Source organism: Paenibacillus dendrobii (assembly GCF_009807035.1).
Taxonomy (GTDB): Bacteria; Bacillota; Bacilli; order Paenibacillales; family Paenibacillaceae; genus Paenibacillus_AQ; species Paenibacillus_AQ dendrobii.
The window spans coordinates 1306215-1331909 of the sequence record NZ_WUBI01000001.1; the positions used below are offsets into that span (position 1 = coordinate 1306215).

Genomic DNA, 25695 nt, shown 5'->3' on the forward strand with positions numbered 1-25695 from the left:
TACAGCCCCTTACAAATGAGTGATATCCAGGATAAAATGAATCGGTTTTATCCCAAAACGCTCTGATTTCCTCTCCACTTTCATCCAAAACTTCATCTTATCCAGTGGCCCAAGTGTCCCCATATCCAGTTTTTGAGTATAGTTGCCGCTTGGTTTATCCTGGCCATCGTCATGGCAAATATCTGCCCACTCATAGCCAAACTCTTCAAGATATTTAAGGATCCCCATCGTAATGCCAGTTGCGGCCTTGTTGTTGGAAGGATTATACAATTCCATTTGAACCTCAATCACATGATCGTACATCGTGCCTAAGTAAGTATCATTCGTTAGATTCAGTTCCTCGCCCTTCCAAAGAACACGAAGATCCGTACCGTACAAATACATATCCCCGCCATATAGATCAACCGGACCAATACTAGACAGCTGCACTCCATTTTCGTCGAATACTTTTAAGATGCCGTGGTACGGCAATATGGGCAGATCTAACTCCACCCCTGTCCATAGGGGTTCTACGGTAGCTGAATGGATCATGTATCCACTGGAATCACACAAGTAGATGGTGTAACCTTGTGGTAAATTTCCTATTGTAATCTTATTGCTGCGACATAGTATCCACCGATCCAGCTTAAGGGCATCGTAATTAAGTTTCTCTGGATTTTTTAGAACAACACCCATTTTAAGGGCTTCTACGTTTGCAGAGTCGAATAATTCCCAACCTGATCCTCTATTGGCATAAAACGTCCATCTGTTTCCTTCTTTCTGCGCCCTCCATTTGCTGTATTCTCTTGTCGTGGAATCTTTACTTTCAAGGAACTCCAGACGATGGTATCCATCATGCCAAATGAGGATACCGCCTTCATCCCCGACTTCTTGCGGAATGTAGTCCGCAGTAACTTCAAAGATTAGCGTTTGTTCGTTTTCCGGAACGCTAAACAATACCATGGTTTCGGAATCCGTATGAGGAATCACCAGCTGGTTTTGACTAATATCCAGTGTTGGGGCATCTTCCGGAGAGAGACTATAACGGGAGTTCAGACTCCCGCTATGAAATCCATCATCGAAAATAAGACCACTTGTTTTCTTGTATAAACCCATTCTCTCACCTACCTTGTCTTCTTCCAGTTCCAGATACTCCAAGAAGCGATCTTACCGGCAATCAGCCAAATGCGTGGTTTCTTCTTAGCCGATGGCGTTATTAACGTTCCTCCGTCCGGTTTTTCGATGACCGTTTCAATGGCCTTGCCAGGTCTATTGGCATCCTGATCTTTCTCGACACTCATTTTCACTTCTTTTTTCATTCGTTTGCCCGCTTCAGACGGGTTGATGTTCATCTCATAGATTTGTTTTTTTCTGGAAGCGTCAGCAGTAGACAAGTTTTCCGTAGGAATGATTTTCTTCTTACGCGTCCCATGGGTAACTTTCTCAACCCCTACCTGCTCAGTGCTCTGTACGGATTCAGACTCTGTACCGATTTCATTCATTGTTTCGATGTCTCCGCCACCAAGCTGACCATAAATCTGCTTTTCGTCATCCACGACTAAATTCATGTCCCCGATGAAAGCAGGTTGACTTTCTTCATGAACGGCATTATATATATTATCTCCTGACATACCATCAAGATCTTGTATAACTGTCTCATGAACGTTGTCAGCACTTCCTTGCGCAACTTCCTTATCAAGCATCCCATCGGCAATGGTAACATTGTCCCCCCGCTGCGTTTCATCCAGTGCATAGACATCACTTGACGCAAAACGATTCTCTGCTTTGTTGTCCTCATTGATGATGGAATCGGTCGTTATCTTCCCTGCATCAGCTAAAGTCAATTGATGATTGACCGAATTCAATGAAATGTCTGAGCTGCTTCCTGTTGCTTCCGAGTCCTGAACGGCATCATATATACGGAATCCACCCCGTGCTCTTTCATCCTTCTGCAAAGAACCCTCAGAAGACTGAATGATCTCGGATCTTCTATCTGTATGAACATTCGCATCAAAATCACGTATATGAATCGACGTTTCACTTGGTGTTATCCAAGCATCGTAATCCTGGATGTAGTCAGCACGCTCTACAATCTCAGGTGCGCCTGACTCAGGGACGATCGTCCGTTCAACTTCAGTCATTTCCGTAAGATTAACATCCGTCATATTGTCTGACTGTCCGACGGTGTGTATGGCAAGATCCCCATACCCTGCATAATCGCGAATGCCCTCTTCGAAGTTTTGCATTTCGAGTGGCATGTTAACTTCAGCGATCGCCTTTTCCTCTTTAGACCAAATTGCATCCTTGCTGATGTTTCTATTCGCATATTCATGCGAATCGTATATTCCATCGCCAAAAGAAATGGATATCCCATAATCTTGCGAAGATTCTACTCCAATTCCATAGGATTCTACTTTCCCATACTCGGTAGGGTACTCTATTCCGTCTCCATCATGTTTAATTTGGCCCTGCTCCTCTATTTCCTTCCCAGCCTCACCGAAATATTCGACGAAACCAACCTTGGATTCAAGAGTCTCTGCTTCCGTATGATCAAGGCTACGGCCCTGCTCCAATTGAGTAATAACTTGATCTCTGATGACTCCCAAATTCGCGGTTTCCGGTTCATCCATGTAAGTATCAATAAGACGCTCTAGGCCTGCCTGTATTTCTTCTGCGGTTTTTTGGCCATACATAATTTTATGTAAACGCCCCATGCTAGAAATCTGGGGGGTATCAGAAATGATATTTTTGACGATCTCAGCCAGGTGTGACTGTTCGCTATCCGAATCCAGTCTGATCTCATACCCGCCTTCACGGAGTTCGCCGGGTGCATAGGCATCTGTCTCGTAATAAACATTAGATAGAGCATCTATAGAAACAACAGAATGATCTGTATTAGAAGATTCGCCGGTTGAAAGGAAATGAATGGATAGCTCATCCCCAGAATTTGAAATTGCTGCAGCACCGGTTTCAATATATAGAAAGTTTCCAGACTCCTGGTAGCCTGACACGAATGACTCCGGATGTGTTAATTCGCCGATGTCCCCCTGTTTAACGGCGGAGATATACTCCTGAATCTCGCTATCTTTTTGCTTGCTTAGGTTTACGGTGTCAGAAAAATCATCCACGGATATTTCAAATACGGGATCGCATACGGTAGGGATCAAAGCCGAAATCTCCGCGCCATTCCTGACTTGTATGAGAGCTGCGTCTGAGAATATTTCATTATAAAAGACGTTGAACGTACTATAAGCCAACTCTCGTTGCGTTTCTTCCATATCATAAATGGGAAGGTGATGTTTCCCAATAACAGGTTCAGTAGGTGAGTAAGCCAGGTATTCCATATTCGGTAGTTTCAAACTTCTGACAGTGCCGTCCAAATCGCTGGACACCACACTGCTTCCTAATGAGAATCCAGCATCCATCATGCCATTCAAGATATTCTCAACAGATGTCAGCATCTCATTCGAAGCCTCAATCACATATCCTCGAACCTCAACTCCAAGATGCTCGCTTGCAATATCGCTTACTTCTGACGTTGCCGAGTTCTCATTCTCCGCAAAGCTAGAAGCGGAGGTCCTTAAATCTGCATCTAATCTGCTCTCCCCACTCAAGTAACTTTGGATATCGGAAAGGTAGGACGCAACCCTTGCGAACACAGAATCCATCTCTATTCCCTCAATTTCAGTTACAATGGTGGACTCTTTCAAACCATTACCGAGAAGGCTTGAGGCAGTATAGGGCTGTTTTGTCGCATTTTTCATTACATCCAACTTTAAAGTATTGTAAGTACTATATGCAGGGGCAGTGAGATGATATTGGGTGTCTCGTTCAACATCAATGACCGTGTCTACACCAAACGCCAGTTCATAGCCCTTTTTAGAAAAAAGGGCGGTGAAACTGATAAGGTAAGATTTATTACCATTCAGCATGTCACCGCCTACCTCCCTCGTCTATGGTATTACTTGTTTTTGATGAGTGTCTCCTTCAGAATGCCAAGACCGATAGGAGCAAACGGACTAATGGTAGCCAGTGTCAGAGGGCTGACTGGCGTATCCGCTAGAGTATAACGGTAAATCTGTTTGTACTCGTATGTTGCAAGGATCTCAGCGTCATCTGCCGGAATCTTATCCGTCATGAACGTGATCGTCTTCGTAGAGTAGTCAATTGTATAATCCGCGCCCAGCGTTTGTTCGACGCAGTTGACCTTAATGACTAGACTGAACGGAGTACCATCGTCCTTGAGGGATGGCTGATGAGACAAGTGGAAAGTAGCATTTGTGCCATTGCCTTTACCCAAATCTTCATCTTTGGAAGTCTCTACGACCTCCAGTTCATCTAATTGCGAAATATTTTTCGGGTGAACGGCATAAACCTCGTCAAGCTTTCCGACAAATCCGTCGTTCGGATGCACAACATACATCGGAGAAATATGATACTTACCTGAGTAGACGGATGGATTAAATCGGGATTCACCTGCATCAATTTGCTTGTCATGCGTAATAAAAGCAAGATAATGCTTTTGATAATACGTACCGCCGATCGATTGTTGAAGCTGAACAGAGCTGTTACCATTGGAGGTATTATTACCGTAATCTATGTAAGTAGCTCCCAGCTTCAAGTCTTTCGCCCACACGACCTCATCCTTGGTTCTACAACCGGAAAGGATGACGTGGTTCTTTCGTGGCGACTTCCCGATCGTTGTCATCCGGCCAATGTACAGCGGAGCATAATAAGTATTCTCTGCGCCAGCAGTCGGGTCAGGACGAAGGAACATAACAATACGGTCTTTGGTAAAGTTCCCCCAGAAATACATCGTCGAGTCGCGCTGCCACCCTCTATCGAAGTTATCCAGCGGCGTAAAAGATAAGGCTGTCGGCAAAGATGGATAGATATAGTAGATGCAGGAGTAGACCGCGTCCAGCATCTGTTTGGCATTATCAGGATCAAAGTTACGTGATTTAATGTCCCCGTAGTTAATTGTGCCTGACCCTGTGCCTGCTAAAACCCGTACATACGATGCGTGAAGCTCTGCACCCGCGTCTGGGGCTGGTCTTGTATTGGCAATGGTGATTGTGTTTGCGCTATAGTCAACCGAAAAGTCCGTGCTAGGAATTTCAACTTGATTAATGTACAATCTCACAGAATCTGTCTTAATTGTCGTAGGCGTCGGGATTTGAAAAGTGCGTTTTGTTCCATCGCCATCTGGAAGGATGGATTCAGGATCTCCAACGCCGACAGAACCACTTGTTCCTTCGACGATCTTTTCAGATCGAACATCATCGAATGCAAAAAAGTAGAGTCTCTTTGGCATGCTTGGAGCATTAACCGCAGGGGCGTAAGATACCGTGAGCTTATCCGTAGGTTGTGGAGTATCCTTAGGCTTCACGACACCCGTGTAATAGTCTACGCTGTACTCCGTCTTTGGCAAAAGCACGCCATTTTTGTAAACCATCTCGGAATCCGGCTCTACCGGCCTAACAATGATTTGAAACTTATCCGTCGCTCCATCAACTAACTTAAGAGCTCCAAGCACGGAATTCTGAGAGATAAAATCTAGCTCTCCCGCTTTTTTCTGAACCCCGCCGTATCCAAATACCATCCCAAAGTTACGTACTTGACCGTCACTGCCTAAGGAGCGAAACAATCTCACATCTGCAAATTTAGTTTTTACATTCTTAGGGTCGCCAGTTACGGCGCGGTATTTAATGAACGTATCCCAACCGTTCGCATTGAACTTCTTTTCCAACTCTTCAGGAAACAACTGAATTGTAGAATCCCCATCGAACCATGCCATAATCCATCACCTCTTCATTGATATTGCCCCACTACTAAGGAGTAGTAGGACTAGGAGTAATCTCATTTCCTTCGTCATCAACGGTATTCAGATAAATACCAATACCAGCTGGCCTAAACTGCGTACCGGGCTTTTTAGTCAAAGGAGAGACGCCTTCAACCAAGAAATAACGGTATACATCAAACTCATCAGGGCAATTTGATCGCTTAACGCGAAGTTTGTTCGCATTGAACGAAAAAGCTGCCAACGCAATCGTGTCTTTTAGTGTGCCGCGAACGCCTTCTTCAGGATGTACCACATAAATCTTTGAAGTATGAACTTTCCCGCTATACCGAGACGGGTTGAAGTTATATTTATACAGCGGGTTCTCTGCGTTGTTCCAAGCCCTTGGATAATCACGTTTGCCATCTGCCGAGGAACGGGCTGGCGGCATTAAGTTAGGCGGCGAGTTCCAGGACAAGTAACTGGCTTGATATCTAGCTCCCAATTTGGCTCGGTGAATCATCACATTGTCCAATCCGTTCGCCGGATTGACGGGATAGTTCTTCGTTAGCGGCATAATATTCGCCTGCTTAAGGGTCACGTTATCGAAGTCGTATTCCGCCACGCCTTGAATGTTTTTGGCAATCGGCACGGAGCCTGCAAACAAAGCATAGGCTTCGTCGCCTTCCTCAATCGGATCCAGCTTACCGAAATAAAATGGGATAATAGGGACTAAATTCCCTTCAGGTGCAGGTACATTATCGCTTTGGAGAATGAAGAAAGCATTGGTTTCAGTCAGTGTGCCTTTAATCGAAATTTCAGAGTCATTCCACCAGTTGGTATACTGAACGGCAGAGTTATAGGCCGGATCGTAATAAGACTCAATCAATTTAGACCGAATGCCTGCTGGTACAATCGGAGATTGCATTCTCGTTCCTTCCACTTTGGTGATCGTGAAGACCCCGCCGCCTCCGGTAGATCCCGCTGTTACCCATTCGGAAGTCTCCACTTCAATATCCAAGGATGCACGTATCAATCCGTCCTCGGATGCATCAATCCAGGGAAGGCAAATATCATCAAGATTAGGCTTAAGTCCCGCTAAATTCTCTACGATATAGAAGTACATGGTCTGAGGAGAGCGGTATTTTCGAAATTCGTTGGTAGCCCATTCCGCAAATTCAGGAAGCGGAGTAGATCCTTTGTCAGGTGATTTCCCTAGTGCTCTAATTTCTCCAAGAGTCATTGACCAGTATCCTACAAGGGCAAGTCCAAACATGTGGTTTTCTTTATTCGCGTAGATGAAATGTTCCGCCACACAGATAGGAAATTGAGACTGAGCAGTACCAACGAATGTGGATTTCAATGTGTTGGCGTCAAAGACTACTTTCTTGAAGTTTGCAGCGACCTTCCACCCTTGTGATGCAAGAAGGTCTCCCAGACGCGGCTGCAAGTCTGATTCAATCACTTTAGGCGTGAATGAAGCAGGAGTCGTATCAATAAACGGCATGTATATCGCACCCCTTTACATGATTTTCGTTCGTGAATTAGGTGAAACTCCCTCCGCTTAAATCGGGCATTTCACCAAGTATTCCCATTGGGAGTTACCCGTGGTGTTCGTTACAATAACCTTGATTTGAGTTACACCATTAACAGGAGTATAAGAGAACACTAGCGATCCTTTTCCTGCTACTTCTACGTTCGTTGTAGCGAGCAATTGATTCATATAGTAAACGTCCATTTTATCTGGAGCCGAATACATATCGTAATCAATTTGTACCTTGCCAGCCTTATTTCCCATCTCATGGAACTTCTCTGTGTATACTCCTCCGCCGGTATCGTTTGTCTGTCCACACTGCAAAGTATTCGGAGGTGGTGGCGGTGGCGGCGGTGGCGGTGGTACCGGTTTAGCAATGACCACAATGGTTGCTGTTGCAATGCCTGACTGTCCTAGTTCGTTCCACACAGTAAACTTCACCGAATATGTTCCTGGGCTGTTAAAGGTATAAACAGCACTTTCAGCTGAGTAAGTACCTCTATTGACATTACTGGATACTTCCCATTTAAAGTTCGTTAACGGTGAATGTCTGCTGTAATTTGTAACGAACTTCATGCTGCTGTCTTCTTCGATTACGGAATACACGGGATCGATGGTTACTAGAAACTCTGGTGGCGCAGGTGGGAGAGGTGGTATCTCAGGAAGCACATAACCGGATTTCAGTATCCCTAATCCCGCCGGCCTGAATGGTGTCGCTGGTCTTTTCGTTAATGGAGATACACCTTCGACAAGGTAGTATGAGTAAATCTCAAATCTATCTTCTTCATTAGGTGAACACCTCTCTTTATTAGCTTTCAATTCGTCACCATTCATTATAGTTAGGGGGGACACCAAAATAACATTTCGCAACGTTCCAAACTTGCCGTCTTCGGGATGTACCAGCGTAGCCCGTGAGGAATGCGCTTTGCCACTATACCGAGAAGGGTTAAATTGAAACTTGTACGGATCGTTCATATAATTATTCCAAGCACGGGGGTATTTGTGGCCGTCTTCGTCTTGACGTAACGGCGGCATGGAATTGGCAGGGACACCCCATGAAATGTAATGAGCCTGATATCTAGCGCCGAATTTGGTCCTCTTGACCATAACAGAATCGATTCCGTTACTTGGGTAATGAGGGTAGTCTTTCATCTTTGGAAGCAGGACTTCTTGCTTAAGCGAAACATCGTCGTAATCGAATTTTGCAGTGGCCTTAAGTGCCGCTTCAATGTCTGCATTCGGTTTGGTTAATGCAGACCCTGAGAATAAAGCAGACGGTACTCCATCCGCTGTTTTGTCCGTATGAATAACAATCTCAAGCCACATTCTTGCACCGATCGGGTTAAAACCACTAACCCCATCCCCACTTTCCGCTTCAATACTCACAGAGTTCTTTCCTTCGATCTCCGTGATATCAAACTGACCTATGAACTGTGCATCGTTCTTATCCCCTGTTGGTACATAATCACCCGTCACATTGAAATTCCCAATCTCCTGGCCGGCAATCGTGAGTTTGACCCATTCTTCCGGGAAATCTCCATTCACATCCCCCATGAGCCAAACCCTCACATAAGAACCTTGATTAACCATGGGCCTACTTGATATGATCGTGGAGGATCTTACCGTTGATTTGTAAAAATCAAATGTGATCTCGCGATTCACAACCTCTTCCTTCGTATCATCCGTATCGAAATCCCCCATATAAATAGGGACGGCAGGGACCGCATTTCTGTCCCAAACAGGGCTGGTGTCTGCAAGAATAATCAACATTAAGGATTTTCCATCAATGAAACCTTTAACGATGACTTTACTGTCCTCCCACCAATTGGTATACTTCACATCGATCGTGGCAATCTTAGTCGTGTTCTCCAACTGAGGAACTCTCATGTGCGTGGTAACGATAGGTGATTGATACATCTGGGGAAACTTATCCGTGATTTTGAACTGGAGATTATTCGTCGCATCGTCAAGCCCCCACATCGAAGTCTGAATCTCGACATCAAGCGATAATCTCTTGAGCGCCCCATCAACGTCATTGTCCCACCCCGCCATCATCTTCCCGTTACCAATCCACTTCTCCAGCTGATAGGTATATAAGGTAGATCTCTCGAAAAGGCCGTCTTCATTAGCCTTTTGAACAACCCATGAAAATATGCCTTCGTCCTGTGGTCTTAATTGAGTCCCATAATCAGCATCAGGATCATAAATGACAAACGGAACTTTACAACCTGTGTATAGGATCGACGTATTTACATGAGCTAACTGGGCAAATCCAAACAGGTTGCCGGAAGCATTCCTGACCACAACATGTTTGGCTACGTAAAAATCGAAATCATCCATAGCTTGTACGGTACTATAGTAGATAGCCGCCATTCCCGTCACACCGGCATGAAACGTTAATTGAAGCGTCTTCTCATCCTTATTGACAACGGAATAATAAGATGTTGGACAAATCTCCCCATCAAGGTAAACATAGTAATCACCATGCAATGTTTTCGGAATCTCAATCACAGGATTCGCTAGTGGCAGGTAAAACCTCTTAATCGTTGGCTTTGTAAGGCGATTGAGATATGTCACTTTCGTAAATTCGGCTACCTTCGTCCAGCCGTTATTCAGACAAATGCCAACAAGCCCATCTAACAAGTGTCTCTCTTCAATCATCGTGTCGACCCAGGGCGTTGGCTGGTAAGCAGAATCTGCCATTTTGTCACCTACTTTCTACTTCAGCATTTGATAATTGACCCACACGAACTTGGGCTTACCTCCGACATTAAAATATTCCAAATGGAATTGAGTACCTGCTTTGCAGGGAATAACTGCTGTCAAATACATTCCTTCAGGAACATCCTTGGTGAAAATATTCCGGCAGACTAGCTTATCACCGACATATAAATTCCAGTAGTCTTTCGGTTCGTAATCAGATACTCCAACAGCAATGGACAGCAGTTCGCAATCCTCGGTAACGACAAGTTTGCTGTCATTCTTGCCTCCCTGCGACTCAATGATCGTTCCCTCTATATAAGGATCCGTTTTCGTAGGCATGAAAGGAGGATCCAGGCGCCCCCCAACAAGATAACTCGCAAAATTTGCTCCGTTAGACATGTTACACCGCCCTCGTATATTCTAATTTCAGATTCTTAAATAATCCGTTTTCTCGGATCAAAGTCCCCTGAATCGTACGGAAGGAAGTGATGTCTGTCTCTGCCTCAAGTTCTTCATTTACAAGGGAGCGTCCTTCGATTTCAATTAGGAATCCATAGATCAGCAGGCTCTCGTCCCTTTGAATAGATAATTTCTCGATGGTTCCGTTGTCATAGGTATACACAACCTTGGTTACAAGAGCAGGGTAATCCTGCATTTCACGGAAAGCCTCCACATTTAACACTTCGGGATTCGGGAGAATTCTATCTATTACGCTTAGATCATCACCGCTGCCGGCATATAGACCTTGTTTATTTAACTCCCTGCGAATGAGGTCTATAATCGGAAAGACCTCATTTGCGTTCATGAAATTTTGCTGATTATCCAACATAACCACCTCGCTTCCATTGCATTATAAGAAAAAGCAAGGAACAATTATCGCCGTAGACGTAACTGTTCCTTGCTTCAAAATCATGATGAGGGATTCGTAAGAGTTTCCCATGTGAGTTCCAGATAGTTCACAATGCCATGTTCATTCCCAACCATTCTGTTACCTTTCACAAGGAAGTAATTCGCGGTGTATGTCTTACTGTCGTATACGTAAACCGCATCTAAAATTTCAATAAGCGGGTTTCCTTTGACAATTACGTTCTTGGTTCTTGCTTGACGTTTGATATCGAAGAATATCTTACTTGCTACAAGCTCCTTGGCTCCGCGCATGGAAGCTTCATCCTTCTCGTCCAACCAATTCTGCTGCACTCCTGCGGTTCTGATGTTCCCTTTCGTTGCGACAATGAGACTTTTATCGAAAAAATGCTCGATCATTCCAGTTGACCCGGAAATCATTAAGTGGTTTCTTACACCTGAGTAATCCGTTGAGGAACTCATGGATAGCAGGTTTTCTCCGTCCATGAATTCCCACTTCGAGCCTGATTGCACGGCCCAATCCGGGTAGTCCAAGAAATCCATCTTCATCAATCTGAACGTCCCGTATCTATCGCAATACGCACGGTATGGAATGTCTTGCATTAATGACTGTAATGCGTCCGAAGCCCTTGTCCCTACAGGAAATGTGACGGACGTTACGAATGGATTTTGCCAACCACCTACTGTCATGATCGACTCTTGGCTGACCGTTTCCAGCTCCCCCGTTTCATTATTGAACTTCATGAATGTGTTCTGACCTTTATTCACATCAATGTATACCGTGTCTTCAATAATATAGTCCGGGTTCATGAAGTCCTCTGCATGAATTTTCCACTCACTCATCCCCGACGCGACGACGATATCCTCGATGACGGATGACTTAATCCATGCAAAAGCACCATTGTCGCCTGCATAAGCCTCTTCAGGAGGATATGACATAGGCTTGTAAAATACGAACTCCTCAATCATGTCGAACCTGTCAACGCAACTAAAAGAAACCGTTCGATTCTCCGAGTCCTCTTCGATTTCTCCTTTGATCAAGCCCGTAAACACCCTAACGACTTCTTCTCCGTACCCGGCATAGATCCTCACAGGCGTACCTTCACTGATGACATGACGAAGTTCCCCTTCTTCATAATACGTTAGCGGAGATTCAAGCACTTGGTACGAGTCGGGGAACTCAGGCTTTCTTTCCCAAGTTGGAGAATAGATCCCTTTGGCATTGTTTAGGGTCACTTTCGCCGTCGTAGACGCCATATCAAGATGCGTATTGATTTCCCAGCTCATAATATCGGTATCCAGGGTGAACATTTCCTCGAATACGAAATCACCCACTTCATACCACTTATCTTTATATGAATTCGCAATGTGAGTAGCAAATTGCTCAATGGCGTAGTCATTAAATGCGTATTTTACACTATCCAGTTCAAAGGAGCCTGTTGTAACAGCAAAGAGAATCCTGCTTGTGTATGTGTAGTCGAAAGCCACACCGCGTATGCCTGTGTTCATCCAAACATCTTTTTTCTTGATATACAAATCCATGTCCGTATCATCATGACAAACCATAGTGTATTCGACAAAGTCCAACTTGTTATCATTACGATAAGAACCGCCGCCCTGCGAGTATACGTCATCATCTGTAATATGCAATAAAAAAGCTTTATTGCCATTACCTACAACAACTTTCGCCTTGGTGTTGGCAGCAACTTTGATCTTAAAATACATCGTGAATGGGAACTTTTTAATCTTGCCTAGACGTTCAATTCCTGCCTCACCACCGTTGGTAGAGATGAATTGAACATCGCCTTTATCCTTTTGAATGACCGTGCCATATGGAGTCCAGTTGTTAACTGAATTCATTTCATCCTCAAAGCTCCAAACCTGCTTCTGTTCCACAGTCTCAACGTCAAATTCATTGGCTTTTAGATACAGAATACCAAATATACCTGTAGAGGCTTTGGAGGAGTTCGCTAGCGAAAATTCGATTTTATGATGCCCTTTGGGAATTGGAATGGACGGAGGGTAGGCGATTCCGTTTTTTGCGGATACTCCTTTAATCGTGGCGAGCACGTAATCATCTACCTTTACCGTGATTACATCGTCCATATCAAGATCTGTATAATAGGCCCAGCCAAGGTTTCCGTTCTTGAACCAATCATGCTCAAATGTTATGTTTTTTTTGACTCCTGCTCCTGCAGTTCCCTTGAATCCCAGTACGTTCACTTGGTTGCTGCCATCTTTGACGTAGAACTGAGTTGAGCCGTTTAATGATGTGTACTTCTTAGGGTCTAGCACTGGCTTCGTATTAAAATCTTTGAAGTAAGTCTGCTGCGTTGTTGTTTTATTGACCTGGTAGGTGACCAATTCCTGCATCGGTTGAGTGCTTACGGGAGTACCGGTTTCACCGGATCCTCTAGCTTTACCATCTCCCCATGTCTTGACTCGCACAACGATATCTCGACGACCGAATTTCAAGGCTTTCGCATTCGTCTCCATAAGAATATCAACACGATCACCCTTGATATCCCCACCGGTGTCGTCGGCTAAGTAATCCCCCCAGCTTACGCCGTCTACGATGAGTTCAACGGTACTCTTCAGTGGAATGACGGAGGGATCTACGGCGATGATCTTCCAATTTTTCCATACCCGAACATCCGTGCCGCCGCGTGTAATCCCTATGCATCCGGGACAGGCCGCAATATATGCCGTTGCCTCCACGTGAAATTGCACATGCTCTGCCGTACCTGAACCCGTTGTGACCTTGCCCTTAGATGGCGTTTGAACCGTCTTTTTTCCACGGAGAAAAGGCTCCGGATTCTGCGGCACGTCATCCTTCCTCACCTCGAAATGCAAATGAGAACCATCCCCGCCACCGGAAGTAATGATGTGACCACTATTCCCGCCTAGCCCCAATGCTGACCCGGCAGATATCTTTTCTCCCTTGTTTACGCTGATTTTGCTTAAATGGGCGTAACGGGTTGACCAGCCGTTACCGTGATTTACATATACCACCTTACCGTACCCGCCATTGTTCTGCGCGTAAGTTACTGTACCATCCCAAACCGCATATACGGGATCTCCAATCGCAAGGTCAAGGTCTATGCCCTTATGCTTCTTTCGCGAACACCTGGGATCTGTCTCAAACCAATCCGTGATTCTCATGCCATTAATATGAAGATCATCATTCTTATGTCCGCTCATCGTGCTACTCGATAGAATAGGCATGGACATGCTTGAGTTTCTCAGCTCCGTGGGTATGTCCACCAAACCACCACCGACGTAATCGGTGAGTTTCTCCGCCTTATCAATTGATAGCTGCTCATGAACTACACTATCGTAAACATATTGAGCAGCATCGTACTTTCTCCGGATTCCAGGAACATAAGACAACTTGTCCAATTCGATAATTACCTTCGGTGAGCTTCCCAAGGCGTTGATACGCTCCATGATCCCGTGCATCAACCGATCCGAGGGATAGTTAAGATTCGATACGTATGCCACTTATGATCACCTACCTTATCTATATTTCTCAGTGACCCACTCAATAAACCTGTTCAAGTAAGTTACTGCTTCAGCTCGTGTCATACATTCCTGGCCCTCGAACTTATCATCCGCATAGAGGGGAAAAACATAGCATCCATCCATAAACTTCTCATCGAAAAGAGTTCTGACTTGCTTCGCATACCATTTAGAGTCAAGAGAAGCCCCGTCTGCTATATTTCTTTGCGGAGATGGATTCAGTTCCAATTTGGTATCTGTATAGCGATTGTGCAAATTGGAAAGCAGGTTATACAGCAAACCAAAGAATTCTCCTCTGCGCAAATTCACATTAGGGAATAGCCTATCGTTCAATCGGACGCAAGTAGACTCTACAATGACGGTTTCAACGGTACGTTTATTAACCCCATTGATATTGGCGTTATAACCAATAACGGCTGGAAACCCATTGTATTGGTAGGGAAGATATACGATCCCTTCATGTATGACGAATTTATCTCTTTGAAATCCCAGTGCATTTCTAATTTCCGTTGTAACATCATCCCCTGCTTTGATGTTAACGATAAGCCTTTTAAGCTTTACGCCAAGTACGGTACACGTCTCAGGCGCATGGTTCAAGCTAAAGAAGTAGGTATCTTTATGTTTTAATGCTGCGTATGGGTGATGGTAGTTCGAACAGCCTTCATAAGGCGTATCCAAACATCCATCACGCTTCATTGCAGGATTACCATAAGCGATGCAAACGACCTCTATGCCTGAAGATAGAGGGTTGGTCAGCGTTATTTTTCCGGTTTCGATCGACTCCGGAACTACCTCAACTCCGTTTACGATAATGTATACGGGATTTTTGGCGCTGTAATTGTATTCGGGAATGAGAAATTCCTGCTGACCTTCAACGGTGATGAACCTTTTGACGATTCTTCCCTGACCCGTTTCGAACACATTGTAAGTCATTCCCTGTAGGACATCCGTGCCGTCTGCATCTATTTTTAGTCTTGTCATGTCTAACGTGTCGCGATAGAACCAGTCAAGTGCATCCACATCAATCCAACGTTTCACATCAATACCCCCTCAGAAGCTTATCTACGTAGCGATAAGTACGCATAAGCAGGGTCACGGACTCTGCCCGCGTGACTGGATCATCAGGCCTAAAGTAATCTACCTCTTCCCCGTCGCCAGTCCAATTTGTTGCAATGAGTCCCAATTGCTGCATTTCTATGATGTAGTCTTCTGCCCAATGAGCGTCGATATCTATAAACCTTGTCTTGTATCTGTACTCGAATTCCTGCTTTCTTACGAGGGAGAGTCCAATGGTGACAATGTACTTGGTCTCCATTTCGGCAGTTTTAACATCGGGCTCTCCCGTAATGATTCCGATATACACTGTTCCTTTTTCATCGAAATACTTATGCTGCGAACCAATGTACTGCAGCCAGTCTGCATATTCTTTCTTAGAATAGAAGAGCATCGTAAGAGTAGCGTTATAATGTGAAGTTCCATTTTGAACGAGTCCCGCAGATGAGGCCAGCGTTTGGTTCACATGAGTCTTGAGGGATGGAGTTGGTGGCTTATATTCGGTAATAAGCTTTGCTTTGACCTCCGTGAACTTCATCCCGTTATCGTAGAACAACTTTTTCTTATAGACGGCATCTTCGGATTGCAATGTGTTCTGTTGTGTCATGCAACAACCTCCTAAAAGTTACCCCACCTCAATATAAGGCGGGGCAATGGTTTCTTATCACGCGTAACGACTGCGGTAATTAATCGTAGGGTTACCTCCAAGTTGAGTACGTACGCCGCCAATTCGACCTTGGCTGAAGCCTTGACCTATCCCTTGACCAATGCTCTGCAACTGTTGAGGGGTTGTCGTGTTTGTTACATTTGGTAATGTAATGTTGACGGTAACATCCCCCATGCCAACAGTTGTTGTATTATGAGTTCCTTGTCGAGTAAGGTACTCGTAGCGGGTCATTGCCGTTACCCCATCAGGGAGATTGAATGTCCCTGCCGAACCCTTCAGTTCATCCAAAATTCCTAACTGAGCTTGAAGGGACTGTTTCTGCAAGTCGCGAATTTGAGCCTGGATCGTACTTGCCTCTCCAGCTTCTATGTTCTTCGTCAATCTCTGTTGCAAGTTGCTAATAATGGATTGAATCTCCGAAATCTCCGCTTTGGCATTCGCGATCCGTTTATTTCGCAGAACCGGGGAATCATCGTCAGGATTTCCAGCCATAAGTTTCAGTCGAAGAAGAGCATTCTCCCGTTCAGAGTTATGTTCTTGCAGTTTTTGTGCACCAATGCCAATCGATGCAAGATTATAATCTTTTATTTTGGATTGCTCGCCGGCAATGCTATTTTGAAGTTGTAAAATCTGCATCGCCTTTTCATTGGTTTGGTCACCAGAAGCCTGAATAGCCTTAAGGTTCTCCAGCTCTGATTTCATCGATGCTAACTTGTTTAAGGCAATTTTCTTCATCACATCCAGATAGGCTTGTGATTGCGTGTCCATATTGTTAGCTGCGGCCAATTCCTTGGCTTGTGAAAGCAGATCAATTTTCTGCAGCTCCCTGGAAACTTTGTTCGTATTCTTTTGGAATTCATCCTGTCGTTGCTGAAACTCTTCCTGATTAATCTCTGCTTCTCCATCGTCCTGAACTTTCTGTTTTATTTCTTGTAATCGGATCAATGATTCAGAAGCATTCTTATACTGCTCGGAACTGGGATCTGAATTCGCCATGATGGCTTTCGCGTTAGAAATATATTTATCAATAGTGGCTAACTCTTCATCTAAAACCTGACGCAGCTTCGTAATTTGTCCCCTCCGCATGGAGAGGTACTCATCAGAATCCGTCTTCATTCCGCTCATCAACGCTCGAAGATTTTCAAGATTGTTTCGATTTTTAACATCCGACAATTTATCCTTCACGCGCTGCTTTACGCTACTTTCATTAACCAAGTTTGCATCATTGCCACTTTTGTATTTTTCCTCATAGTTTTGCTTCGCAATTTTCTGTAGTTTTTCTTCTTCCGTTGCTTTTAGTTGAGCGTCTTTGTATTGCATGGACGCAGCTTCTTCACGGAGTTTCGCAGATTTTTTTCCATCCTCACTTTTGGCATACCACTCTCTAACATAGTCCTCTGAAGTCTTACCCTCAGCTTCTCCTTTTTGCTTAAGATATTCGGCAAAATCATACATACTCCCATTAAAGTTGTAGTCACTCATCATCTTGTTGTAAAGATCGAACTGATTTCCAACTCCATAGTGAGTTTCGGTAGCTCCAAAGAATCTAGAGATTCCATTCATGGCTGATCCATACATGGAAAACAACATATTACCTATACTTTCTCCGCTCCATTGATCCCCTTTACCATCGATCCGGAGCGTATTTGCAAAATCTTTTGCATTACTATCAAGTGCATCAGCTTGGTTAAGTTTCCTTTGGTCATCCGTCGATGTGAAATTTTCCATCATTGATTTTCCAGCTTGGGCAAGCCCGATTGCAGAAGCAATCTCCAGCGCAAGCTTTGCTATTCCCCCGGCAAGATTTTTAAGAGAAACCGCTGCCCCTTTACCAAGATCGGGAATATCCTTTAGAAATTGCTTAAATCCATTTCGCAACGCTTGCGTACGCGAAATTTCACTGTTTACGCCTCTAATGGCATTCGATAAAGTGCCAAATGTAGGGCTCGCTTGTCGCGCCGCCGCATCCGCTTGTCTCTGTGTCTTTTCATATGCAACGAGTGCCTGGGATAATTCTTGATAGTTTTTCACCGGAGGAAGGCCGTTTCGGTTTCGATCTGCCAGATGGTCTTCAAAGCCTCGAAACTCTTTTTGGTTCATACTGGTTAATTTATCAGATAAGTCAGCATATCCTGGCGTATGTCTACGGAAATTACTGTAGGTAGTGCTATCGGTTGTTCCCCCTAACATCGATGACATAAAAGCGGGATGAATGAAACTAGCCGAGTCTGGGCGAGTGGCCAAACGATTGTTATACTGCTTCTGTCTGTCAAACTTCTCATTTTCGGTAAGAGGTTCACGGGCCGACCAGTTTTTAGCTTCATTCATCGCTGTAAACAGCGTAGGAAGATCTTTTACATCCATATTTTTTGTCGTTATATAATTTTTTAAATGTTTTTGTTGCTCTTCATTCATCGAATTCATCTCTTTGATATAACCGTCCAGAAGCGGATTTTTCTGCAGCTGACCAACATATTTACGGCTCAGCCCTTTAATATCGTTCCCGATAAGCCCCGTTCCCTCTAATGCGGAGATTCCTCCGAGAAATCCGCTGCGCATCCGTTGAGTCTCGAAATTAGCCCCGACATCCTTACCGATCTTACCGGCGCCCCACTTAATCCCTTTCAACATCAGCATGCCGATCATCACATTGGATATCACTTCGCCTAATCTGGCAAACAACAGGGCATTGCGCTCAACGAAGCTAGCCATGTTCATAAAGGCATAAGATACCTTATTAATGGATGGGGTAAGTTCTTGAACAATGGCATCAAAAGCGATCGTGAATTTTTGCTGTGCCCGATTAGCGTTTACCATCGGATTAGACAACGATTTCTGGATCATCTCTTTGTACTTGGTCCCTAGTCCATCATTCGTAACTTCCTTCACTGCTTCATTCATTTTGATAAAATTATTCATTAACTCGTTCATCGCAGCCGCATCTTTTGAAGAGCCGGATGATCCGAACAGAGAATTGTAAGTATCTTTTCTGGTTTTCTCGTCTTTTGTGGCTAAAGTCTTGGATAAATCCTGGATGATTTCATCACCCGACTTATTCGACTCGATTCCAGTTTGAGCATCGATATTGGAAGTCTTCAGTCCCAGCTGGTTTAGCAGGTTCATGCCTTTTTCGGACTCCAATTTCTTCAACATATCACTGTAAACTTTACTGACGTTCCCCTCATTGAAAGAGGTTGCGCGGACGGACGCTCCAGCCAAAACAGCTGCGGTTGTGGGATTGTTGTCCGCGCTGCTCATGGTGGAACCAACTCGTTTAACTGAATTCAGAAGTTGTTCAACAGGGGTGCTTGTCAGATTGGATATCACAGCCAGCGGCTCAGCGACCTGTTTTTGCATATCCGCCATTTCCAAGCCAAACTGCGACTTAACAGACTCCAGACCCTTAGCGATGTTGATACTGCTGCTGCTAGGATTTAATGTTTTCAACTGGGCTGTCAACTGAATGAATTTTTTGATTTCGACTGGATCTTGCAGTGCATTAGCGCCCATGTTTCCGACTTGAAAAAGCTCGTAATAATCTGTTCCATAATAAGCAGACTGCTGCCGCATAAATGATTGAAGATTCGATATTGTCGCGTTTATCTTGGACATGTCTACGGTGCTGCTTCCATCAGTATGGTTCGTCTGATAATCTTTTTTGAACATCAGGCTTTGGGTCATCTTAGCTGTCTCCGCCTGTGTTTTCTGGAAGGTCTCCGCAGCCTTATTCAAGACTGCCATCGTAACGTCCGGATATTTTCCGGATAGCATATTGCGTATCGAATTGAATGCTGCTACATGGAGACCAAGCGGATTCGTCTGATTTTCCTTTTTTGCCGTAGTTTCTACGGTGTTTCCCTGTTTGGAATCCGTTTCGGTAATTGTTTTACTTCCGGCTGTACTTGCCCCACCCCCGGTTGCGTTAAGCGCGGATGGACTGAGATTCATAGATTTATCCATTGATTGAATCATCGATATTTCCTGCAACAATGAATTCATTTGAACATGTGCTTGCTCGCGGATTTTTTGGATGAGCTTGCTATTAAACAGATCCATTTGGCTATTCAGATAACGCTTCAATTTAGCTGACGGCGATAATTCGATCTCATCGATCATTTTGTTAAGGCTGTCCAGTTCTTTTTGCAAATTGCGGCTTAAATGATCATTGAAGGACTCTGTAGTTCGTTCGATCTTTTTTTTGAATGCTGATCCCGGATTAGAACTTTTGCTCCACGCGTGGCCGCTTCTCGTCTCGTCATCTTGGAGCGGGTCATTGGCTTTACGCTGGAATTGATTTTGAAGCTTACTACCACTCCGACCGGATATCTGCCGATCTAATCCATCAAATGATGATTGCATGGTAGCAATGCGTTGATTTAACCGGCCAAATCTAGAGTCTAATGTCTCTAAATTCTGCCCAAGTCGGATCATGCTGTCTACTGACTTCTGAATCTCCAAGATGATGTCAGTTTGGTTATTATTCATGGATTCTCACCACCCCTATATAATAAAACTCCTGCCCCCTCCATTCAGGAGCAGACAGAAGTTTGCAAAGAATTATAGCAACTGAGCAAGGAAGTTCATGTCTTCAGCCTCAGCAATCTTGTATCCATCGATATATTTCTCTTCATCCTGAATCGGTTCGGTCGTCATACCGCCGCCGAATAATCCCAGTCCGCCAAGTGACATGGAAGATACTTTGATTGTAAATTCAATATGTTCATTGCACTGCTCTAAGTAGTAACCCAACTGAGGTAGGGTCATATCCCAGACATCCTGCTTTTTCAAGTTGCAGTAATGCGCTAGTTTGAAGAAGATGTTCGCCCAATCTACCGGCTGCTTATTCTCGTAGTCCTCTTCCTCTTCCTTAGAGGTTACAACGACTTTTTTAGGCCATTCAGACCAATCATGCAATCGATGATCTTTTTAGCCGATTCCAGATCCACATAATTTTCGAGATGCTCGGTCGTCATGTCTTTATAGTAGGGCTTGAACGCCATCAGCAGTACTTCCATCAGCTCTTCGAATCGGTCCTCGTCTTCACTGCCCTCCGGGATCAAGTTAGCGATAATGACACCGTTATCAATGGTGTTTAGCTTTTTCATGAGCTTCCGCGCATCCTTTAGGCCGAGCGGCGGAATGTAGTATGTTTTTCCGTCACGGAGCCGAATTTTTTCATCTTCCTCAAAAAAAACTTTCTCGCGAATATCAGCTTCATCCTGTGTAATGGCCTTTTTGCTGTCCTCTGGATTAGCTGCGGCAGATGGTTGTTCTGCTACCTGTTCTTCAAGTTCATGATCACGCGGTATATTCGTTTCGCCCGAACGTGGAATTACGAATTCTTTGTCGCTCATTCAAAAGCCCCCTTTGATTTGTCCCCCAAAATAAAGTCATACGAGATGACCCTGGGCGGGGGAATTCCAACAAGCCATCTCACAGCACATTCTAAGTAATAAATGCTAAAAAATAACAACGCATATGTAAAAGACCCTCCGTGGAGGGTCTTCGTTAATTAGCAATCGACGCCTTGTACTTGACCTGCTTCGTAGCGCTTAATAGAACCAAGCTTTCCGTCGACGCGTTCAGGATCAATTACCGTTAGTGTAATGCTATGTGTAGAGGCTTGTTGACGTTGTGCGTCAAGAGTAAAGTTGGACTTTACGCGGCATTGATACAGTTCAGTTTGATAGCCCTGAATTGTGCCATCCTTCTGTTCAAACTGACCGTCGTGTACGACATGCACTGTCAATGGAATGTCTTTCGTCGTGATATCCAAGATATCTACGACTTCATTGCGCTTATAGTTGACGTAGATGTCCACATCTTTCAGAGCAGAGTTAAACTTCAGCACCCCACCGTTAATCACGTATTGCTCTTCCGTTGGAGAAGCACTCGTCGTTTTCTTCAGAAGTTTGTTTTCTTTTAGTGTACGGACAGAAATCTGAGGATCAACATTCAGGTTAGATCCGTATGCAAGGTCAACCGTGAAGTCAGATCCTTTTTGTTTTACGGTATGTTTTTCCTCCAGAACCCACACGAAACCATCCGGATCTTGAGTCACACCTGATTGACCAACCGCGTACACAATCACGACCTGCTTACCTGCAAGAGCCATATCAAAGACCGCGATATCACCAGAAACAGACACGTCTGCGGTCACGTCCGACCCACCAACATTGCCCTCATAGGCCTTTGGCGCAGGAGAAGCAAGAGCAACATGCGATAAGGTTACTTGGTACGGAGACGACGATGGTACATTAACGGTCTCGGTCACCATGCTATATGCCGCACCGGAAACACCTTCACGCAGCTTAGAACCGAGTACGAGACGAACCATATTCAGGTCAAATTTAGCGGATTCCGCGGTAATGTCAATGGTTTTCTTGCGAAGTAAAGTATCCAGGGATACGCTGGAATCTCCACCCTCAATGTCTTGCATGTCAAGCTGAATATCCAGCTTCATGTTGTTTAGTGTACCGATTGTGATGAGGTCATCACAATTCGGAATTTTTGCCATGAACTTACCCGCACCCTTAATCAGCATCTTCTTGTTTTTGGTAACTCCCATAAAATAGAGACCTCCTTATTAATTTTCATCTAACCCAATAGTGAATGCTATTTGGGCAATGAATTTGTAGCTGTTCCCTGAGTCGATGTCATCAGCTTTAGAGCTTGTGACATCCTCCCCTTGAACGCACTTCCTTTCGTCAGACCCCTGATGAATTGATCATCAAAGAACTCGGATACCCGGTCGGCTATGTTAATCGCAAGACTTCCTCTAAAGGAGTGGCAGCAGTCAAACCTAGCAAACTCAGAGTCTCAGGATCTTCCCGAAGAGTGGCGTGGATAGAGGCATATATATCTTGAATGCTAATCTTATCCGTACGCATCTGCGTCACCTCCTCTTCGTAGGTTTCTGACTTCGGTAACAATATAAGTTACCAAGAGCATGCTCTTAACCGACTTGCGTACAAGAATTCATGCATCTCCGTTGAGTCGTTTATTTCACTTCGATGATGGACACCACGGGTTGACTTGCTGACGTGAAGAACAGTTGATCGGTCTGGAAAGCACGTTGTTCTTTGAACACAAGTCTATGGGATTCCTCTCCAACTTTAGCGTACGGTTTGTCGCTTACATACACGTCACCGAAACCCAAATTCTCTACAATGAGTATCACACCATCATTGCGAGCATTGTATATAAACTGACCATTTATGGATAACTGTTGGGTGAAATCTTCGATAACCTCTCCATCGAGATCCTCTACATTCACTTCAACGACCTGATCTACGTCGCTTTCAGTAGAATTCATTTGTTCTTCTCTCATGTTCTATCTCCCTTCAGAATAGCCATTGTGCCTAAACTTTCTTTACTTCCTTCTCTTAATAATCTTTTACACTTGATATACTTCGGGTGTAGAAATTACACATCAGGCATGGGTTTGAAGTGTAATATTTACACTTGATGAATTGTATTTTTTACGCTTCACTTCTGTTTGATTTCAAAACGAATTTCTCTTCTTCATGCATGGTCTGCATCCAGTTATAGCCCTGGGAATCGACTGCATTCTGTGGTTCGACGGTTCCAAGTCTTCAAACTTGACTAGATATCCAAACTTGTTCATCACCTTACCGGTCACTTCACCAATACAATGAAGACAGAGCAAAGGTTCTCCTTTTAATTCTTCCAGATGATAATTCTCCCTTGCCTTAGATGTCACAAACCGAAATCCACATTTTATGCATTTCACGAAGTCTCCCGCCAACTGTTCCATCTCTAGCCCGTCCCCTTGTCATGTACATTATTCTAATCCCAGTAGCTTCCTTCTTAATTCCTCCTTTTTCTTGTCTTGAGCACATGGACGGCAATCATATATTCCCATGTACCGATCCAAAAGTTCTTGGTATGGGACATTTAGGTGATCGGATAGGCAGTGAATACATTTGACTTCCGTACATTCGTATATGTTCGCTAGAACAAGAGCTTGTTTCGTAATAAACCTGCCGCATGGGCATTTCAAAAATACCACCTCGCAGTTCAATATAAGTGAAAATAATGCTCTCTAAACTTTTTTTGTTCCAGCCGTTGAAACTATATGGATGGATAGAGAGACTACTGTAATATAAGGAGTTTTCATAAAATTGTCGTATCCAATTAATCCTTTTTAAATATAGAAAAAGCCCTGTTATTTACAGGGCAACTTCCTTCAGAATTAAAAAAAGTTCATCTGTATCCTTGCACACAACGGATATTGGATGTGCCATTTCCATAAAGCTGACCCACTCAAGAATGAAGCCGTCGGCGATTTCTTCATCGAAATGTTTATCAATAATCGCTATCCCTTTCTCGAACTTGAACGCCAGCCCCATAAAAAATGCGTCCTCCCCATAACTTCCATCAATCTTCTGAAAAAGATGGTCTAACATATCCAACAACTCCTTTATAATGTTGAGCAGTAATGCCCTTACTATCGTTGTCGTCCTATCCTACGGATAGGTTGCAGCATCAAAGATTTAAATGCTTGATAGGTAAAAACAATTTCATGCACAACAAAAAAAAGACGCGGTTAAATCCGCGTCTTTTCATATTAGGAGACGAACAAACTATCAACCTTCATTTCGAGCGAATCCCAGAAGGATTGAATATCTTCCTTTGGTGGTCCCATGATGCTGTCCGTTCCTTTTTGGTAAATGACATCTTTATTCTTATCGATCACTTCAAGGTATTTTTTGACCAGGATAGTCGTCTTCGAGTCGGGATGTTCGCTCATAAAGCTTTGATAGCTCTTTTTAACGGTAGGCAAGAGCTTTAAGGTCTTATCATCAATGGCATCGTAACGGTAATCGGTCAAATATGTGTTCAGATATTGTTTATAGATTTGCAGAACTTCCTTGGCCCGGAGTCCATCCGGATGCTCGGTCAGATAATACTCCGCCTTTAAGATCCGGTCTCCCAGTTCTTCTCTTGTAATGGCGATCGTTCCATCCTCGAAATAGTTCTTTTCCGTCTCCAGAGCCTTCAAGGCAATATAACTCTTGATATCATTAGAGACGTACTTGTCATATTTGTGCAGCGTTTTATAGTCAACCTTCCAGTAAAACTGTCCTTCCGTATTCCCCAGCGCAAGACCGCCTTTCTGTTGATCCAGCAGCCACTGCTTCAGGGTATCATCGCCTTTAATGTTGTTGATATCCATAGGATATCCGATCTCATTCATTTTCTGGGCAGTTTCCGGTTTGGACAGCATCGTTAAAAAATTATCATTCAAGCTGGGCACATACCGGTCGTAAAATTTCTCAAGCTCCATGAATAATTGATCCCCTTGCTCCGAATTCACTTTGGGCATATTCGCATCCAAAAATGCGATGACCTCGCCTGGTTCCTTCACCTGGGAAGCCAACAGCTTGAACTGCTCCAAGGTATCCTCTTGGTTATCTTGCTGCGCCGTATTTTCTTGTGGCTCCTTCTGGTTCGCGGGATTTTGAACGGTTACCTCTTTTTGATTGCCGCAGCCTGACGCCATAAGCGCGGTCACCAGTAACAGCAGCAATTGAACGGATTTCAACTTCAACATCATGCCCCCCTTTTCATTTC

At 44.2% G+C, this 25695-nt stretch carries 17 protein-coding genes; all 17 read right to left on the bottom strand.

Translation table 11 applies throughout. The annotated features are described in order from the left end of the window. Positions 1-9: 9 nt before the first annotated feature. The 17 genes from GRF59_RS05550 to GRF59_RS05630 all read right to left on the bottom strand — a co-directional run bounded on the left by GRF59_RS05550 (position 10) and on the right by GRF59_RS05630 (position 25675). Positions 10-1137, bottom strand: coding sequence for a cell adhesion protein (locus tag GRF59_RS05550; protein WP_341480009.1), 1128 nt, complete (start codon positions 1135-1137; stop codon positions 10-12). Beyond that, positions 1104-3911 carry a hypothetical protein gene (locus GRF59_RS05555; protein ID WP_160496633.1) on the bottom strand — a complete coding sequence of 936 codons (2808 nt, stop codon included), beginning with the start codon at positions 3909-3911 and terminating at the stop codon, positions 1104-1106. The genes GRF59_RS05550 and GRF59_RS05555 overlap by 34 nt, the downstream gene beginning before the upstream one ends. A gap of 29 nt (positions 3912-3940) precedes the next feature. After that, positions 3941-5776: a hypothetical protein gene (locus GRF59_RS05560; RefSeq protein WP_160496634.1), complete on the bottom strand. Its 1836-nt coding sequence runs from the start codon at positions 5774-5776 to the stop codon at positions 3941-3943. A 34-nt stretch (positions 5777-5810) separates the two neighbouring features. Beyond that, positions 5811-7265 (bottom strand): hypothetical protein, encoded by a 1455-nt coding sequence (locus tag GRF59_RS05565; RefSeq protein ID WP_160496635.1) that lies wholly within the window; start codon positions 7263-7265, stop codon positions 5811-5813. A gap of 57 nt (positions 7266-7322) precedes the next feature. After that, the gene (locus GRF59_RS05570) at positions 7323-9995 is read right to left on the bottom strand and encodes a PKD domain-containing protein (RefSeq protein ID WP_160496636.1); all 2673 of its coding nucleotides are present in this window, start codon (positions 9993-9995) and stop codon (positions 7323-7325) included. Between the two features lie 15 nt (positions 9996-10010). Continuing rightward, on the bottom strand, positions 10011-10394 hold the full coding sequence (locus tag GRF59_RS05575) for a Low copy number virion structural protein (protein WP_160496637.1): 384 nt from the start codon (positions 10392-10394) through the stop codon (positions 10011-10013). A gap of 1 nt (position 10395) precedes the next feature. Then, a complete protein-coding gene (locus GRF59_RS05580) occupies positions 10396-10800 on the bottom strand; it encodes a hypothetical protein (protein ID WP_237391640.1) in 405 nt (134 codons plus the stop codon). A 104-nt stretch (positions 10801-10904) separates the two neighbouring features. Beyond that, on the bottom strand, positions 10905-14360 hold the full coding sequence (locus GRF59_RS05585; protein ID WP_160496639.1) for a peptidoglycan DD-metalloendopeptidase family protein: 3456 nt from the start codon (positions 14358-14360) through the stop codon (positions 10905-10907). A gap of 15 nt (positions 14361-14375) precedes the next feature. Beyond that, a complete protein-coding gene (locus GRF59_RS05590) occupies positions 14376-15416 on the bottom strand; it encodes a hypothetical protein (RefSeq protein WP_341480010.1) in 1041 nt (346 codons plus the stop codon). Position 15417: 1 nt separating this feature from the next. Further along, positions 15418-16038, bottom strand: a complete 621-nt coding sequence (locus GRF59_RS05595) for an S-layer homology domain-containing protein (protein ID WP_160496640.1) — start codon at positions 16036-16038, stop codon at positions 15418-15420. Positions 16039-16095: 57 nt separating this feature from the next. Next, positions 16096-20583 (bottom strand): hypothetical protein, encoded by a 4488-nt coding sequence (locus GRF59_RS05600; protein WP_160496641.1) that lies wholly within the window; start codon positions 20581-20583, stop codon positions 16096-16098. Positions 20584-20655: 72 nt separating this feature from the next. Next, a complete protein-coding gene (locus GRF59_RS29665) occupies positions 20656-21012 on the bottom strand; it encodes a hypothetical protein (protein WP_237391641.1) in 357 nt (118 codons plus the stop codon). Further along, entirely contained in the window at positions 20973-21452 is a 480-nt protein-coding gene (locus GRF59_RS05610; RefSeq protein WP_160496642.1) for a DNA polymerase III subunit gamma/tau, read from the bottom strand. Before GRF59_RS05610 ends, GRF59_RS29665 begins: the two co-directional genes overlap by 40 nt. A gap of 158 nt (positions 21453-21610) precedes the next feature. Next, positions 21611-22666, bottom strand: coding sequence for a hypothetical protein (locus GRF59_RS05615; protein ID WP_160496643.1), 1056 nt, complete (start codon positions 22664-22666; stop codon positions 21611-21613). Positions 22667-23098: 432 nt separating this feature from the next. Further along, positions 23099-23428, bottom strand: a complete 330-nt coding sequence (locus GRF59_RS05620; protein ID WP_160496644.1) for a hypothetical protein — start codon at positions 23426-23428, stop codon at positions 23099-23101. A gap of 862 nt (positions 23429-24290) precedes the next feature. Beyond that, a complete protein-coding gene (locus GRF59_RS05625; protein WP_160496645.1) occupies positions 24291-24527 on the bottom strand; it encodes a hypothetical protein in 237 nt (78 codons plus the stop codon). 161 nt (positions 24528-24688) lie between these two features. Further along, on the bottom strand, positions 24689-25675 hold the full coding sequence (locus GRF59_RS05630) for a hypothetical protein (RefSeq protein ID WP_160496646.1): 987 nt from the start codon (positions 25673-25675) through the stop codon (positions 24689-24691). Positions 25676-25695 lie beyond the last annotated feature (20 nt).

Excerpts from the sequence above, each read along its gene's own strand:
- GRF59_RS05570 (WP_160496636.1), bottom strand. The coding sequence starts at position 9,995 with ATGGCAGATTCTGCTTACCAGCCAACGCCCTGGGTCGACACGATGATT.
- GRF59_RS05610 (WP_160496642.1), bottom strand. The coding sequence starts at position 21,452 with ATGAGCGACAAAGAATTCGTAATTCCACGTTCGGGCGAAACGAATATA.
- GRF59_RS05565 (WP_160496635.1), bottom strand. The coding sequence starts at position 7,265 with ATGCCGTTTATTGATACGACTCCTGCTTCATTCACGCCTAAAGTGATT.
- GRF59_RS05615 (WP_160496643.1), bottom strand. The coding sequence starts at position 22,666 with ATGGGAGTTACCAAAAACAAGAAGATGCTGATTAAGGGTGCGGGTAAG.
- GRF59_RS05625 (WP_160496645.1), bottom strand. The coding sequence starts at position 24,527 with ATGTTAGACCATCTTTTTCAGAAGATTGATGGAAGTTATGGGGAGGAC.
- GRF59_RS05595 (WP_160496640.1), bottom strand. The coding sequence starts at position 16,038 with ATGACACAACAGAACACATTGCAATCCGAAGATGCCGTCTATAAGAAA.
- GRF59_RS05620 (WP_160496644.1), bottom strand. The coding sequence starts at position 23,428 with ATGAGAGAAGAACAAATGAATTCTACTGAAAGCGACGTAGATCAGGTC.
- GRF59_RS05555 (WP_160496633.1), bottom strand. The coding sequence starts at position 3,911 with ATGCTGAATGGTAATAAATCTTACCTTATCAGTTTCACCGCCCTTTTT.
- GRF59_RS05560 (WP_160496634.1), bottom strand. The coding sequence starts at position 5,776 with ATGGCATGGTTCGATGGGGATTCTACAATTCAGTTGTTTCCTGAAGAG.
- GRF59_RS05580 (WP_237391640.1), bottom strand. The coding sequence starts at position 10,800 with ATGAACGCAAATGAGGTCTTTCCGATTATAGACCTCATTCGCAGGGAG.
- GRF59_RS05630 (WP_160496646.1), bottom strand. The coding sequence starts at position 25,675 with ATGTTGAAGTTGAAATCCGTTCAATTGCTGCTGTTACTGGTGACCGCG.
- GRF59_RS05600 (WP_160496641.1), bottom strand. The coding sequence starts at position 20,583 with ATGAATAATAACCAAACTGACATCATCTTGGAGATTCAGAAGTCAGTA.
- GRF59_RS05575 (WP_160496637.1), bottom strand. The coding sequence starts at position 10,394 with ATGTCTAACGGAGCAAATTTTGCGAGTTATCTTGTTGGGGGGCGCCTG.